Here is a 13,830-nt window from a genome sequence, read left to right on the forward strand (position 1 = left end):
CAGACCGTCCCGGCAACAATACTGCGTTTCGCGCCACGCGCAACTATCATCGCTGCATCAACAGCTTATGGAGGTGATGATGCGCAAACCACGGGACTACGATGCGGAATTGAAGGCGCTTGAGGACAAGGCGCGGGAACTGAAAACCCGCAAGGTGCAGCAGCTTGGCGAGTTGGTGATCGCTACCGGGGCGGACGGCCTCACCGCCGACGAACTGGCTGGTGCGCTGGTCGTGCTGGCGGAAACGACCGATGCCGCAAAGAGGGAGGCATGGGCCAAGCGCGGTGCGGCGTTCTTTCAGGGCCGGTCGCGGCGAACTGCATCAGCGCCTGATCGCGACAGCGGCGGCGCTCCAACGCAATCGGCCGGCGTGCACCCGGCATCAAGCGGCGCGGGCGCGGCATGATATGCGGACGTGGCAGGTCGAACGCCGCAAGCGCACCCGGCATCTGATCGAACTCGGCGGCCTCGTCGTCAAGGCGGGCATGGTGGACCTGACCGGAGACGACCGCGCCATGATCTACGGCGCGCTGCTCTGGATCGCCGACAAGCTCAACAGCGAGGACGGCGACCATGCGCGCGATACATGGACGAAACTCGGAAAGACGGCGTTCGAGATGGAGCGTCCGGCAGGCGCATATGGCAGAACTCAACCGCCGCAGGATCGGGCGTGACCGATGGCGGGCGGCGCGGAGACCTCACATATCGCAGCGCCGCCCGCCATCGCGCGGCAACGCCGCGCAAAGACACGCAAGCAAAAATGGAACGGAAGGAAAGCCGTCACGGCGCAACGCTCTGGATGGCTGACAAGCGTCAAAGCGATGAGCGAGAAAGCATTGGCGCTCTGGGCCGCAAAGGGGAAAGAGGCGTTCGAGGCTGAGCGCAACAGCGTCGTGGGGATGTTTAGACTCCGAACCGCTCCCGCATGTCTGCGGCCTTCGCCCATTCGTCGCCGGGTATCCGGTCGATCAGTTCCTTCATCACCCGGACAAACGTGGTCTTGAGGGTTTCGTCGGTCAGAGCTTTGGCGCGATCCGTTGCAAGCAATGGGCGCATGTCGGTGAAGAAGGTCGGATTGGCAAGTTTTTGGAACATGCGCTGCTGCGCTTCGGCCCTCGAAATCGTAGTCTCCGCCTTTTCGAGATAGAGGCGGAAACATGCGATGATCCTGGCGGTGTCCAGCCCATCGAACACGGTGAGCGCGTGATCGAGGTCGAACAGGTCGCGGCCCTTGTTGCGCTGAAGCAAGGCCCGCAACTTGGTCGCCAGCATTTCCTCCCGCGAGAATGTCGGGATTGCGACCCTGCCGATGAACCACGGATTTTCGATGCCGAACAGTATCTCGATGGGCGGATCGTAGGCTTCCCGCTCGCGCGTGTTGATCTCGATTTTGAGGTTGATGCGCACGTCGGCGGGTTCGCCTTCCGCATCGACGCGAAAGCGAAGCTTGGGAGCGACGGGGCTTGGATCGGACTTTGCCTTGCCAAGCCACGGTTCCAGCACGGCGCGAACACCATCGAGGACTGGCCCAATCGGGCCGGCGCTCGTTCGCACGAGGTCGATGTCTTCCGAATAGCGCAGCGGCGCGGGGAAATGCAGCTTGTTGAGCGCCGTGCCGCCACGGAAGCGCAGTTCGCCGCGCAAGAACGGATCGGAGAAGATAGCGACAAGCGCGCGGCTGATGATGAGGTCTTGCTCGACCTGCCGCTGGCTTGCCCACGGCGCGACACGGCTCCAGGCAGTGATGTAATCCTGCGGGATCATTCGTCGATCTCCGGCGGCCGGCGGACGATCACGCGCCAGCGTGCATCGCGTTCGGATGGCGGCGGCGACAAATCAGGATCGCCCGCCTGCTTGGGATCGAGTTCGACCCACGGCAGCGATCCGCGCGCCGACAGCGCCACGAACATCGCCTCCGCGATCTGCGGATGCCCCAGCCTTCCGAGCAGATGCCCGAGGCGCTGCACGACCGCCTTCTCGAAAGCGCCCGACAGGGCGGCGAGCTTTTTAGGTTGCAGCCGTTCGGCAAGCTCGGAAAGCACCGTCGCGATGTTGTCTAGACCTGCGCCGGACTGCGGGTAGCGCACCAGATCGAGCGCCGTGAGTTCCGGCGAGGACAGCTTCATATAGCCCGATTGCGTCTTGCGATCTTCGATTCCCGCCGCCACCGCCGTCATACCCTTGCGGTAGGAAAAGACGATTCGCGTCCGCCCCGCCTCGATGTCGGGCAGGAGCTTATTCGTGACGACCTGAAACTCCATCACGGCCTGGTGGGAAGCGCCGTGGGCCGTCGCCGCCGTCAGCAGCCCTACATAGTAGGGTCGCTGCTCATGGCGCATTAGGGCGTCGATGTACCATTCCGGCGGCGGCGCTCCTGCCGTGGCGTGCTGGGGCGGCACTACCACATAGAAGCCGCGTCGGGGCCGGATAAGCTGGCCGTGCCGCTGCAAACGCTCGGCGGCGTCGAGGAACGCGCCCCGGCTGACGCCGATCTCCTTCTGTGCCTCATCCGCAGAAAAGACCCCCCGGCCCCTGGCAAGCAAGCCGGAAGCGTAGGAGGATAAGGCTGATCGTTCGATTCGAATCATATCCCATTATCCGCTTATAGAGCGGAAATTTCAATATGATTCCGCATATGAGTCATACTCGAAAATCCGCTTTCAAGGCCGATTTTCCAATATGATGCTGCTACGGCTTCGGTTCTTGCCGAGCGGACAGCGACCACCACTATCTTCTCGAATTTTCCCTGATCCTCTATATGCTTCATGGAACGCGACTCACGGCGGGCGCATGACCGACGAAATCCTGACGATCCGGGAGGTGGCCGAGCTTCTCAAGCTCAATGAGAAGACCGCCTACAAGCTCGCCCTCGCGGGCGAGATTCCCGGCTTCAAGGTCGGCGGATCGTGGCGTTTCGAGCGGCAGGCAATCGCAAGCTGGATCAAGCGCAAGGTCGAGGAGCAACAGAAAGAACGGCCGGCATGAAGGCCGGTGCAGGGGGCAGATGAACGCCGTCGAGATCGAGGAAGCCATATCGGCGCTTGCCGAACTGCCGTTCGACGGCGGCGAGTTCCCGTTTGCCTTCCTGCAAGCCTTCGGCAACAAGGACGCCACGATCAAGCGGCTGCGGGCCGGCGCGTCGAATAGCTCCGACCTCGGCGGCGTCCTGCAACGCAATCACATTCATATCGCCGTTTGCGTGCCGGGCGCGGCGACGGCGGCTCTGGCCGCCTTAAAAGTCAGCCCTGCCACGACGAAGGCGAAGGCGCGTTTCATCCTCGCCACGGACGGCGTAGCCTTCGAGGCGGAAGATTTGGATACAGGCGAAACGGTCGCCTGCACCTATGCCGACTTCCCTAACCATTTCGGATTCTTCCTACCGCTTGCCGGGATCACCACCGTTAAGCAGGTGCGCGAAAGCTCGTTCGACATCCGGGCGACCGGCCGCCTGAACCGGCTTTATGTGGAGTTGTTGAAGGACAACCCTGATTGGGGCGCTGCCGACCGCCGCCCCGACATGAATCACTTCATGGCGCGGCTGATCTTTTGCTTCTTCGCCGAAAGCACGGACATCTTTTTCGGCGACGATCTATTCACGGCGACGGTTGCGCAGATGGGCGCGAAGGACTCGTCCAACACCCATGAGGTGATCGGGACGCTGTTCCGCGCCATGAACACGAAGATCGAGGATCGCGCGGCGGCTAACATCCCCCGCTGGGCGGATGCGTTTCCTTATGTGAACGGCGGCCTGTTTTCCGGCAGTATGGATGTGCCGCGCTTCAGCCGGATCGCTCGCTCCTACCTTATCCACATCGGCGGTCTCGACTGGAAGAAGATCAACCCCGACATCTTCGGTTCGATGATTCAGGCCGTTGCGGAGGACGAGGAGCGCGGCGCGCTCGGGATGCACTACACGAGCGTTCCGAACATCCTGAAGGTGCTCAATCCGCTATTCCTCGACGATCTGCGCGCGCGGCTCGACGAAGCCGGGGACAACCCCCGCATGTTGCTGAACCTACGCAAGCGCATGTCGCGGATCAGGGTCTTCGACCCGGCCTGCGGCTCCGGCAATTTCCTTGTCATCGCCTACAAGCAGATGCGGGAGATCGAGGCCACGATCAACAGTCGGCGCGGCGAACCGGACAGGCGGAGCGAAATCCCGCTGACCAATTTCCGGGGGATCGAGCTGCGCAGCTTCCCGGCCGAGATCGCGCGGCTGGCCCTTATCATCGCCGAATATCAGTGTGATGTCCTTTATCGGGGCCAGAAGGAAGCCCTGCGGGACTTCCTGCCGCTCGACGCTGAGAACTGGATCACCTGCGACAATGCCCTGCGGCTGGACTGGTTGAGCGTCTGCCCTCCAACTGGGACCGGCGTAAAGCATCAAGCCGACGACCTATTTCATACGCCGCTCGATCAAGCGCAGATCGACTTTGTGAACGAGGGCGGCGAAACGTACATCTGCGGAAATCCGCCATACTACGGGAGCCGAAAACAGACCAAGCACCAGAAGGATGACCTTTTACAGTTATGCGGAAAGCGGATTCCAAAGTGGAAGTCTTTGGATTATGTTGCTGGATGGTTCCTTAAAGGCAAAGACTATATCGAAAGGCAACCCGCAACATTTGCATTTGTCTGCACGAGTTCAAATTGCGAGGGGCTCCAGGTTTCAGTACTTTGGAAGGAGATACTTCAGGGCGGTATTCATATCACCTTCGCGTATCGTCCATTCAAATGGGCGAATCTGGCCACCAACAACGCAGGTGTTACAGTTAATATCGTCGGCGTCTCCAATCTTGTATCCAGATCCGACAGGAAAATCTTTGATGGAGGCCAAGTTAGGTCGGTCAATAATATTAGTCCTTACCTACTTTCTACATCAAACATCTTCGTAGACACCTCTCCAAAGCCACTCTCGCAACTGTCCCCCATGATTACTGGCAGCATGCCTAGGGATGGGGGACACCTCATTCTATCATTCGATGAGGCAGCCGAACTCACGCACGCGCATCCGCACGCAGCAGATTTCATCCGTCCCTATGTTGGAACCGATGAGCTGATCAAAGGCAATCAACGCCAATGTCTTTGGATAGAGGACGACCAACTGTCCGTTGCCACGACAGTTCCCTATATTGCAAACAGGCTTGAAAAGGTCCGCCTTATGCGAACCGAAAGCCCCCTAGATTCTACTCAGGAGTTCGCGGATAGACCGCACAGGTTCGTTTATCTGGCTGGGCAATCGCGCTCTCACACGATAGGAGTAGGAGGGGTCTCCTCTGAAAGTCGAGAGTACCTCCCTGTCGCGCTCTTTGATAAGCGCGCAGTTCTGAGCAATCTCGCCTATGCACTATACGATGCGCCCGTTTTCAGCATCGCGCTTATCGCTTCACGTTTGCATCTCGTCTGGATTGCAACAGTGTGCGGCAAGTTGGAAACCCGATACCGTTATTCCAACACGCTCGGCTGGAATACCTTTCCAGTGCCGACGCTCACAGAGAAGAACAAGGCCGATCTGACTCGCTGTGTCGAGGACATCTTGTTGGCGCGCGAGGCGCATTTCCCGGCGACCATCGCCGACCTTTACGATCCCGACAACATGCCCCCCGACCTGCGCGAAGCCCATGAGCGCAACGATGAAGTGTTGGAGCGCATCTATATCGGCCGCCGGTTCCGCAACGACACCGAGCGGCTGGAAAAGCTATTCGAGCTTTACACCAAGATGACCGCCGAAGCAGGGGTGGGGAAGAAACGAAAGGTGAGCGCCGCATGAGCAGCCTCACCGACATCGAAAAACGCTATTTTGAAAAGTTGCTCGGGATGCAGAGCGGCTATGTTCTGGACTATTCCGATGCGACGTTTGGCGAATTTTTCAACCGCCACCGGGTCAACATTCACGGCCAGAAGTATCAGACCTACGGCAGTTCCAAGGCCAAGAAGATGCGGGCTTTCTGGGAACAAGAGCCCGATGTTCTGGTCGGAAAAGTGCTTGGAGAGATGCTGGATGCCTATGAGGCAGACTGCACCCTGAACAATCGCGATGCAGAGGCGTCGGTTCTCGAAAAGTCGCGCGGCATCGTCGCGCGTCTTTCAGGGGTGCGCGCGCCTGCAAAACCGACCCAGACCATTGACGACTTTCTGCATAGCGAATTTTCGATTCCCAACATTCAGAAATTGCCGATTGAGGCGATGGCCGTGCCGATCATCGAGAGTCGCCTGAACGAAGCGCGGGCGGCAATGGGCGCGGGCGCGTACCTCTCTACTATCTTCCTGTGTGGTAGCGTGCTGGAGGCGGTCCTTCTCGGAGCGGCACAGAAAGAGCCTGCGCGCTTCAACAGGGCTTCGGCCAGCCCGAAGGCCGTGGACGGCAGCGTGAAGCGTTTCCACGAATGGAGCCTCGCACAGTTCATAGATGTCGCCTGTGAGGCTGGGTTGCTGAAGCCGGACGTGAAGAAGTTCAGTCACGGGCTTCGGGATTTTCGCAACTACATCCATCCATACGAACAAATGGTATCCGGCTTCACACCGGACGAACATACGGCGAAAGTCTGTTTTCAGGTGCTGAAGGCGGCGCTTGCCAGCGTAGCGGGGGAAAGAAAATGAAGCCAGAAGCCAAATCCATTCCCTCCGTCTCCGTCACCTATGCGCACAACGGCGGCTCGACCAAGGCCAACTCGCTCGGCATGAGGCCCATGCAAGAGCGCGTCTATGAGAAGCGCGGTGAGCAATATCTTCTCATCAAGTCGCCGCCGGCTTCCGGCAAGAGCCGCGCGCTCATGTTCGTCGCCCTCGACAAACTCGCCAACCAGGGGCTCAAGCAAGCCATTATTGTCGTGCCGGAGAAAAGCATCGGCGCGAGCTTCAACGACGAGCCGTTGTCCCGCTTCGGATTCTGGACCGACTGGATGGTCGCGCCGAAATGGAACCTCTGCAACGCCCCCGGCTCGGACAATGGCGGCAAGGTCAATTCGGTCGAGGCTTTCCTGAACAGCGACGACAAGGTGCTGGTCTGCACCCATGCCACCTTCCGCTTCGCCGTGGACAGGTTCGGGGTGGAAGCCTTCGACGACCGACTGATCGCCATAGACGAGTTCCATCACGTCTCGGCCGATCCAGACAGCAAGCTCGGCCAGCACCTCGGTCAACTGATCGCCCGCGAAAAGACGCATATCGTGGCGATGACCGGCTCTTACTTCCGTGGCGACGCCGTGCCGGTGCTGGCCCCACAGGACGAGGCCAAGTTCGAGTCCGTCACCTACACCTATTACGAACAGCTCAACGGCTACGAATATCTGAAGCAGCTCGACATCGGTTATTTCTTCTATTCCGGCTCCTATGCAGACGACATCCTCGCGGTACTCGATCCCACCGAGAAGACCATCGTCCATATTCCGAACGTCAATTCGCGCGAAAGCACGAAGGACAAGATCAAGGAAGTGGAACACATCATCGGCGCGCTCGGCGACTGGCAGGGCATCGACGCTGCCACGGGATTCCAGCTCGTCAAGACGCCGGGTGGCCGGACGCTCCGCATCGCCGATCTCGTCGATGACGAAGCGAACAAGCGCGACCGTGTTTCCCTGGCGCTGAAAGACCCCACGCAGAAGAACAACCGCGACCATGTGGACATCATCATCGCGCTGGGCATGGCCAAGGAAGGCTTCGACTGGATCTGGTGCGAACACGCGCTGACCGTCGGCTATCGCTCCAGCCTCACCGAGATCGTGCAGATCATCGGCCGCGCGACCCGCGATGCGCCGAACAAGACCCGCGCGCGCTTCACCAATCTGATCGCCGAACCCGATGCCGCCGAGGATGCCGTGACCGAGGCCGTCAACGACACGTTGAAGGCCATCGCCGCCAGCCTGCTCATGGAGCAGGTGCTTGCCCCGCGCTTTGAGTTCAAGCCGAAGAACCCGCAAAGCGGGCCGACCCCAGGCTTCGACTATGGTGAAGGCGGCTACGATCCGAACAAGTGCAATGTTGGTTTCAGCGAGGAGCGCGGTGTCTTCCAGTTCGAGATCAAGGGCCTTGTCGAGCCCAAGAGTCACGAGGCTGCGCGCATCTGCCAGCAGGATTTGAACGAGGTGATCGCCGCCTTCGTTCAGGACAAGACCACCATCGAGCGCGGTCTGTTCGACGACGAGCTGGTGCCCGAGGAACTGACGCAGGTTCGTATGGGCAAGATCGTGAAGGACAAATATCCCGAGCTGAGCGACGAAGACCAGGAGGCGGTCCGCCAGCACGCTATCGCCGCGCTCAACATCACTCAGCAGGCCAAGCAATCCATGCTTGATCGCGTGAACGGCGAACCGACCGCCAACACCGCCCTGATCGATGGCGTGCGCAAGTTTGCGATGGACGTGCGCGAACTCGACATCGACCTGATCGACCGCATCAACCCGTTCAAGGAAGCTTATTCGATCCTCGCCAAAACGATGAACGAGGAACGCTTGCAACAGGTGAAAGCCGCGATTGCCGCGAAGCGCACCACGCTGACGCCGGAGGAGGCGAAGGAATACGCCGTGCGCGCGGTCAAGTTTAAGAAGGAGCGCGGACGGCTGCCCTCAATCAGCTCGACCGATGCCTGGGAGAAGCTGCTGGCCGAAGGCGCAGCCGCCTTCGTGCGCTTCAAGGATGAGGGCCGCTATGAGTGACCTCGACCTTGATGAACTGCGCAACGAACTCGCGGATTTCGCCCAGCCTGAAAAGAAGGGCGGACGCTCCGCACGCGAGGAACGCATCATCGCGGGCTTCGAGGAAATTCAGCGTTTCGTCGATCAGCATGGCCGTGCCCCGCAACATGGCGAGGAGCGTGATATTTTCGAGCGGCTTTACGCCACGCGGCTCGACCGCCTGCGCGCGCTGGAAGAGTGCCGTTCTCTTCTTACATCACTCGATCATCAAGGCTTGCTTGCGGGTGCAGAGGATGCGGTTGCCGCTCCGGCGGAGGAAATGGACGACGATGAATTGCTCGCCGAGCTGGAGGGCGCGGCAGGCACGACGGACATCACCGATGTTCGCCACGTCCGCACCACCGCCGAAAAGCGCGCCGCCGAGGAAATCGCCAACCGTGAACGGTGCGAGGACTTCCCCCGCTTCAAGCCGCTATTCGATACCGTCCAGGCTGACATCGACAGCGGCGCGCGCATCACCCAACCGATCCGCAAGGACGCTGGCTTCCTGAAAACCGACATCAAGGCTGGGGAGTTTTTTATCCTTGGCGGACAGATCGCCTACGTCGCCGAAGTCGGCGAACCCTTCAAAGCGCCGAATGGCGAAAGCGACGCCCGCCTGCGCGTCATCTATTCCAACGGCACAGAGAGCAACCTGCTACTCCGGTCCCTGCAACGCGCGCTCTACAAGGACGAAACCAGCCGCAGCGTGTCCGAGCCGAGCGCCGGGCCGTTGTTCGCCAGCGAAAGCGAAACCGACGACCTCGCCAGCGGCACCATTTATGTGCTGCGTAGCCAGTCGGACAATTCCACTGTCGCCGCCAACCGCAACCTCGTTCACAAGATCGGCGTCACCGGCAGCGATGTCGTAAAACGTATCGCCAACGCCAAGCTGGACCCGACTTTCCTATTGGCGGACGTGGAGATCGTAGCGACCTACAAGCTCTACAACATCAACCGCACCCGGCTGGAAAACCTGATCCACCGCATCTTCGGCCCCGCACGGCTCGACATCGAGATCAAGGATAGGTTCGGCAACCCGGTCATCCCGCGTGAATGGTTCCTCGTGCCGTTGTTCGTGATCGACGATGCGGTGGAGAAGATCAAGGACGGCACGATTACGGGATTTGTCTACGATCCGAAGACCGCCAGTCTTGTAAAGCACAGCGCGTCGCCCTTGCCGGGGAATTTGGCATGAGCAATGTCAACGTCAAGCGGCTGGTCGAGAACATTCGTTCCGGCACCAATATATACACACCGTTGGTAGAGCTGGTCGTGAATGCGATTCAGGCCATCGACGCAAAAGGCATACAGAACGGCTTGGTCGAAATCGAAGTTCTCCGAAACGGACAAGCCGACATAATCGATCGCCTCGAGGAGGTTGACGGCTTTAGGGTTAAGGATAACGGCATAGGCTTCACCAAGACCAACCGCGACGCCTTCGACACTCTCTACACCGAGCAGAAAATCGCGGATGGAGGCAAAGGATTCGGCCGCTTCACCTGCCTGAAATATTTTGACCGGGTGAAGGTATCCAGCACCTTCGCCGAAGGCGATGCCTTCCATGACCGTTCTTTCAGGATGGGCTTGGACAAGGACATCATCGTCGATGAAAAGGAAGGTCCGTCTCAGGCGCAGGCGGCCGGCGCTACCATCGAGATTTCTGGTATCAAGTCGGTCAGATTTCCCGATAAGAAGCTGGAAACCATCAGCCGTGTTGTGGTGGAGCGGTTGCTGTCCTATTTCGTGGATCAAGATCGCCCCTGTCCGAGCGTGGTGATCCGGGAAGCCAAGAATCCATCCGATTCCCTCTCCCTCAATGACTATCTAGGCAAGGAGAACAGCCAGATCGTCGAGATGAAGGTGGACGAAGGGACGTTTTCGCTATCAGCGAACGAAGATAAAAAATCCTTTCAGGTCCGCGTGTTCAAATTCTTCGCGCCGCGAATGGCGAAGAGCAAGATCAGTCTTGTCGCGCATCGGCGGGAGGTGACGGACAATCCGCTCCAAACATACATTCCTGAATTTGGGGAGGAGTTCTTCGAGCCGGGGCCGGATCAGGATTTGGCCAAGGGACGCAACTTCGTCATCAAAGCCTATGTGTTCGGCGACTACCTGAACGATAACGTATCTCTCGAAAGAGGCGAGTTTCGTTTTCAAACCGACACTGACCTATTGAACGGCATATCCCAGACCGACATCGAGCAGAAGGCCGCCGAGATCGCGCAATCGGCGGTGGGCGCGGAGATCGCCGAACGGAAGAAGCGCAAGGAGGTGCGCATCGCTGAGTATGTGACCAATGACGCGCCCTGGCATCGCATCCTTGCAAAAGAGGTGGATTTCAGCGCCTTGCCCATGCGGCCATCAAATCAGGACATCGAGCTTCACCTTCAAAAGAAAAAGTATGAGCAGGAGATAACGACGCGAGCGCAGGTCACGGCGCTGCTGAAGTCGGAAAACCCCGATGAGCTTGGCGAGAAAATCTCACAGTTGATCGAAAAGATTTCAGACACCAGCAAGAACGACCTGATCCACTACGTCTCCATGCGCAAATGCGTCCTTGAGTTATTTTCCAAGTCGCTGGAAATCGGAGCCGAAGGAAAACACAAGTCCGAAGGCGATGTGCATGACATCATCATGCCGCGCAAGAAGGACTCTGAGGAATTGAATTACGACGCGCATAATCTCTGGATTTTGGACGAGCGGCTGAATTTCACATCCTATGTATCGTCCGACAAACCCCTGCAATCGTCGAGGGACCGCACTGACATCACCGTCTATAATCGCCGCGTGGCCTATCGTGGCGACAATGAAGCCAGCAATCCCATCACGATTTTCGAGTTCAAGAAGCCGCAACGGGACGATTTTGCCGACCCGTCCTCGAAGGAAGACCCAGTTCAGCAGATTATCCGCTACGTCAATCAAATCCGGGAGGGCAAGTTCAAGACCCCGACCGGACGCGACATCCTTGTGAACGATACGACACCGTTCTACGGCTATGTCGTCTGCGACCTGACCAAAAAGGTCAAAGACTGGCTCCAAAAGGAGAAGAATTTTACCCCGATGCCCGACGGGCTCGGATGGTTCAACTGGTTCGGCAACATCAGCCTTTATATGGAGGTGGTTAGCTGGACAAAGCTGCTGCGCGACGCGGAAATGCGGAACAAGATTTTCTTCAACAAGCTCGGTATCGACTGAGCGGCCCGGTGGTCGGTGGCTGCAACGAAAACGTAATCCTCATCACTATCGGTCGTGGTCCAGCGAGGCTGACGAAGGGGAGGCATCTGCTCTCGAAGTTACGACTCTTTTGCTCCGCATTCTCCCGACGTTCGTTTATGATGCGAGCACGCTGATAGCGGGATGGTCGCTGGAGAGAATCCACGAATCCAGTTCCCTTGGCTTGGTGGTATCGCAGTTGGTATGGACTTGGAGCGCAGGCGGAAAGACCAATATTTACAATACGAACTCAAACCCATTGACCATCGAGTGGGAATAATTTTTGCCCATCCGGGCGTATCCAACATCACGCTATAATACGAAATAAACCAATGAAAATGCTGAAAAAATCTCTCTGAGGCTTTCGGCGTCTATCGCCGGGTTAGCCTCCCGTTTGACGGTATGGCTGGCGTATGGCGCGTCCTGTCTCAACCGAAAAACGCATATACCGTCAGGGGCAAGAGAGCTTCTGACGGTATATTTTTTTGGCTTAAGCACTTGTAAGTGTTGAATAAAACCCATGTCAGGCGGTCCAATTTTGGCCTGACGGTATAATTGGGTGCTCTCCTGCATTTTTTGACCGATCTGGAGGGTGCAGATGCTGACCGACGCCGCCATCGAGGCACTGAAACCAAAAGATAAATTATACAAGATTGTGGATCGTGACGGTATGTACGTCGTGGTCCAACCTTCAGGTTCAATCGTGTTCCGCTTGGACTACCGGCTCAACGGCCGTCGGGAGACCCTGACGTTGGGTCGTTATGGCCCGGCGGGTCTATCTCTGGCCCGAGCGCGTGAGAAGCTGATTGATGCCAAGCGCGCGATTTCCGAGGGTCGCTCGCCGGCGCAGGAAAAGCAGCGCGAGAAGCGGAGGATCAAGGAAGCCAAGAGCTTCGGCCAGTTCGGTGAACGCTGGCTTCAGGAAGCTGGGATGGCGGACAGTACACGCGCGATGCGGCAGTCGATCTTCGAGCGCGACATCCTGCCGGCGTTTCGCAATCGACTGCTAACCGAGATCCTGCCAGAGGATCTGCGCGGGTTGTGCACGAAGGTAAAGGAACGCGGGGCGCCGGCAACAGCGGTCCACGTCAGAGACATTGTGAAGTTGGTTTTCGCCTTCGCCATCCTGCACGGGGAGAAGGTCGCCAACCCGGCCGACGAGGTTGGCCCATCGTCGATCGCGACCTTCATGCCGAAGGACAGGTCGCTATCTCCCGCGGAGATCCGCATCATGCTCGGACAGCTTGAGCATGTCCCGACGCTACCGACGATACCGACGATCCGTCTCGGGATAAAGCTGATCCTGCTCTCGATGGTGCGAAAGAGCGAATTGCAGGATGCAGTCTGGGACGAGGTCGATTTTGAGAACGCCGTCTGGTCGATCCCCAAGGAGCGAATGAAGCGCTCGAAGGCGCACAACGTCTATCTATCGCAGCAAATGCTCGACATCTTCATCGCTCTCAAGACCTGCGCCGGTAACTCGAAATACGTCCTGCCGTCGCGCTACGACGCTGACGCGCCGATGTCGCGGGCCACGTTCAATCGGGTCACGGCGGCGGTGGTGGTGCGGGCCAAGAAGGAAGGAATCCCGCTGGAGTCCTTTACGGTTCACGATCTCCGACGCACCGGCTCGACTCTGCTGAACGAACTGGGCTTCAACAGCGACTGGATCGAGAAGTGCTTGGCGCACGAGGATGGCCGATCCTCACGGGGCATCTACAACAAGGCGGAATATGAGCACCAGCGCCGCCACATGATGCAGGAATGGGCCAACCTGATCGACGCCTGGGTTGGTGGTCAGAAATACGTGCCTACGCTCTATCCGGCTTCCATGGATCTTCTGGCCCCGGAGCCTAGCTGTTCAGTCCCGGCATTTGATGGATTGGGTTTATGATGAATCGATCCGGCTCTGAAGTCCAGCGTTTACAGATTGACCTGACTG

12 protein-coding genes are annotated in these 13,830 nt (G+C 58.5%); 9 read left to right on the plus strand and 3 right to left on the minus strand.

Features of this window, described 5'->3' with window-relative positions:
• Positions 1 to 79 precede the first annotated feature (79 nt).
• Both NWI01_RS03630 and NWI01_RS03635 read left to right on the plus strand, forming a co-directional pair.
• On the plus strand, positions 80 to 406 hold the full coding sequence (locus NWI01_RS03630) for a conjugal transfer protein TraD (RefSeq protein ID WP_181410356.1): 327 nt from the start codon (positions 80 to 82) through the stop codon (positions 404 to 406).
• A gap of 1 nt (position 407) precedes the next feature.
• Positions 408 to 674, plus strand: coding sequence for a conjugal transfer protein TraD (locus NWI01_RS03635; protein WP_141382576.1), 267 nt, complete (start codon positions 408 to 410; stop codon positions 672 to 674).
• A 229-nt stretch (positions 675 to 903) separates the two neighbouring features.
• Here NWI01_RS03635 and NWI01_RS03640 read toward each other — a convergent pair whose 3' ends face one another.
• Both NWI01_RS03640 and NWI01_RS03645 read right to left on the minus strand, forming a co-directional pair.
• Positions 904 to 1,764 carry a nucleotidyl transferase AbiEii/AbiGii toxin family protein gene (locus NWI01_RS03640; protein ID WP_141382577.1) on the minus strand — a complete coding sequence of 287 codons (861 nt, stop codon included), beginning with the start codon at positions 1,762 to 1,764 and terminating at the stop codon, positions 904 to 906.
• The gene (locus NWI01_RS03645; protein ID WP_141382578.1) at positions 1,761 to 2,588 is read right to left on the minus strand and encodes a type IV toxin-antitoxin system AbiEi family antitoxin domain-containing protein; all 828 of its coding nucleotides are present in this window, start codon (positions 2,586 to 2,588) and stop codon (positions 1,761 to 1,763) included. The genes NWI01_RS03640 and NWI01_RS03645 overlap by 4 nt, the downstream gene beginning before the upstream one ends.
• Positions 2,589 to 2,790: 202 nt before the next feature.
• On the opposite strand from NWI01_RS03645, the gene NWI01_RS03650 reads away from it, so the two are divergent.
• The 5 genes from NWI01_RS03650 to NWI01_RS03670 are packed head-to-tail and all read left to right on the plus strand — an operon-like array spanning position 2,791 to position 9,870.
• Positions 2,791 to 2,985 carry a helix-turn-helix domain-containing protein gene (locus NWI01_RS03650; RefSeq protein WP_141382579.1) on the plus strand — a complete coding sequence of 65 codons (195 nt, stop codon included), beginning with the start codon at positions 2,791 to 2,793 and terminating at the stop codon, positions 2,983 to 2,985.
• A gap of 19 nt (positions 2,986 to 3,004) precedes the next feature.
• Positions 3,005 to 5,770, plus strand: a complete 2,766-nt coding sequence (locus tag NWI01_RS03655) for a class I SAM-dependent DNA methyltransferase (protein ID WP_141382580.1) — start codon at positions 3,005 to 3,007, stop codon at positions 5,768 to 5,770.
• Positions 5,767 to 6,600, plus strand: a complete 834-nt coding sequence (locus NWI01_RS03660) for a hypothetical protein (protein ID WP_141382581.1) — start codon at positions 5,767 to 5,769, stop codon at positions 6,598 to 6,600. Before NWI01_RS03655 ends, NWI01_RS03660 begins: the two co-directional genes overlap by 4 nt.
• Complete coding sequence (locus NWI01_RS03665; RefSeq protein WP_141382582.1) at positions 6,597 to 8,654, plus strand: DEAD/DEAH box helicase; 2,058 nt, start codon at positions 6,597 to 6,599, stop codon at positions 8,652 to 8,654. Before NWI01_RS03660 ends, NWI01_RS03665 begins: the two co-directional genes overlap by 4 nt.
• On the plus strand, positions 8,647 to 9,870 hold the full coding sequence (locus tag NWI01_RS03670) for a GIY-YIG nuclease family protein (protein ID WP_141382583.1): 1,224 nt from the start codon (positions 8,647 to 8,649) through the stop codon (positions 9,868 to 9,870). Before NWI01_RS03665 ends, NWI01_RS03670 begins: the two co-directional genes overlap by 8 nt.
• Here the strand turns inward: NWI01_RS03670 and NWI01_RS19515 are convergent.
• Positions 9,804 to 10,238 (minus strand): hypothetical protein, encoded by a 435-nt coding sequence (locus NWI01_RS19515; RefSeq protein WP_244613629.1) that lies wholly within the window; start codon positions 10,236 to 10,238, stop codon positions 9,804 to 9,806. The two genes, NWI01_RS03670 and NWI01_RS19515, sit on opposite strands and share 67 nt — an antisense overlap.
• 15 nt (positions 10,239 to 10,253) lie before the next feature.
• On the opposite strand from NWI01_RS19515, the gene NWI01_RS03675 reads away from it, so the two are divergent.
• Both NWI01_RS03675 and NWI01_RS03680 read left to right on the plus strand, forming a co-directional pair.
• Entirely contained in the window at positions 10,254 to 11,870 is a 1,617-nt protein-coding gene (locus tag NWI01_RS03675) for an ATP-binding protein (protein ID WP_244613628.1), read from the plus strand.
• A 616-nt stretch (positions 11,871 to 12,486) separates the two neighbouring features.
• Positions 12,487 to 13,782 (plus strand): tyrosine-type recombinase/integrase, encoded by a 1,296-nt coding sequence (locus NWI01_RS03680; protein WP_141382585.1) that lies wholly within the window; start codon positions 12,487 to 12,489, stop codon positions 13,780 to 13,782.
• The last annotated feature ends 48 nt before the right edge of the window (positions 13,783 to 13,830 follow it).

The organism is Nitrobacter winogradskyi (assembly GCF_006539545.1).
GTDB classification, from domain to species: domain Bacteria; phylum Pseudomonadota; class Alphaproteobacteria; order Rhizobiales; family Xanthobacteraceae; genus Nitrobacter; species Nitrobacter winogradskyi_A.

Bases quoted from the DNA above. Each gene is read 5' to 3' on its own strand.
- NWI01_RS03655 (WP_141382580.1), top strand. From the start codon at position 3,005: ATGAACGCCGTCGAGATCGAGGAAGCCATATCGGCGCTTGCCGAACTG.
- NWI01_RS19515 (WP_244613629.1), bottom strand. From the start codon at position 10,238: ATGGAAGGCATCGCCTTCGGCGAAGGTGCTGGATACCTTCACCCGGTC.
- NWI01_RS03680 (WP_141382585.1), top strand. From the start codon at position 12,487: ATGCTGACCGACGCCGCCATCGAGGCACTGAAACCAAAAGATAAATTA.
- NWI01_RS03630 (WP_181410356.1), top strand. From the start codon at position 80: ATGCGCAAACCACGGGACTACGATGCGGAATTGAAGGCGCTTGAGGAC.
- NWI01_RS03650 (WP_141382579.1), top strand. From the start codon at position 2,791: ATGACCGACGAAATCCTGACGATCCGGGAGGTGGCCGAGCTTCTCAAG.
- NWI01_RS03660 (WP_141382581.1), top strand. From the start codon at position 5,767: ATGAGCAGCCTCACCGACATCGAAAAACGCTATTTTGAAAAGTTGCTC.
- NWI01_RS03635 (WP_141382576.1), top strand. From the start codon at position 408: ATGCGGACGTGGCAGGTCGAACGCCGCAAGCGCACCCGGCATCTGATC.
- NWI01_RS03675 (WP_244613628.1), top strand. From the start codon at position 10,254: ATGGGCTTGGACAAGGACATCATCGTCGATGAAAAGGAAGGTCCGTCT.
- NWI01_RS03640 (WP_141382577.1), bottom strand. From the start codon at position 1,764: ATGATCCCGCAGGATTACATCACTGCCTGGAGCCGTGTCGCGCCGTGG.
- NWI01_RS03665 (WP_141382582.1), top strand. From the start codon at position 6,597: ATGAAGCCAGAAGCCAAATCCATTCCCTCCGTCTCCGTCACCTATGCG.
- NWI01_RS03645 (WP_141382578.1), bottom strand. From the start codon at position 2,588: ATGATTCGAATCGAACGATCAGCCTTATCCTCCTACGCTTCCGGCTTG.
- NWI01_RS03670 (WP_141382583.1), top strand. From the start codon at position 8,647: ATGAGTGACCTCGACCTTGATGAACTGCGCAACGAACTCGCGGATTTC.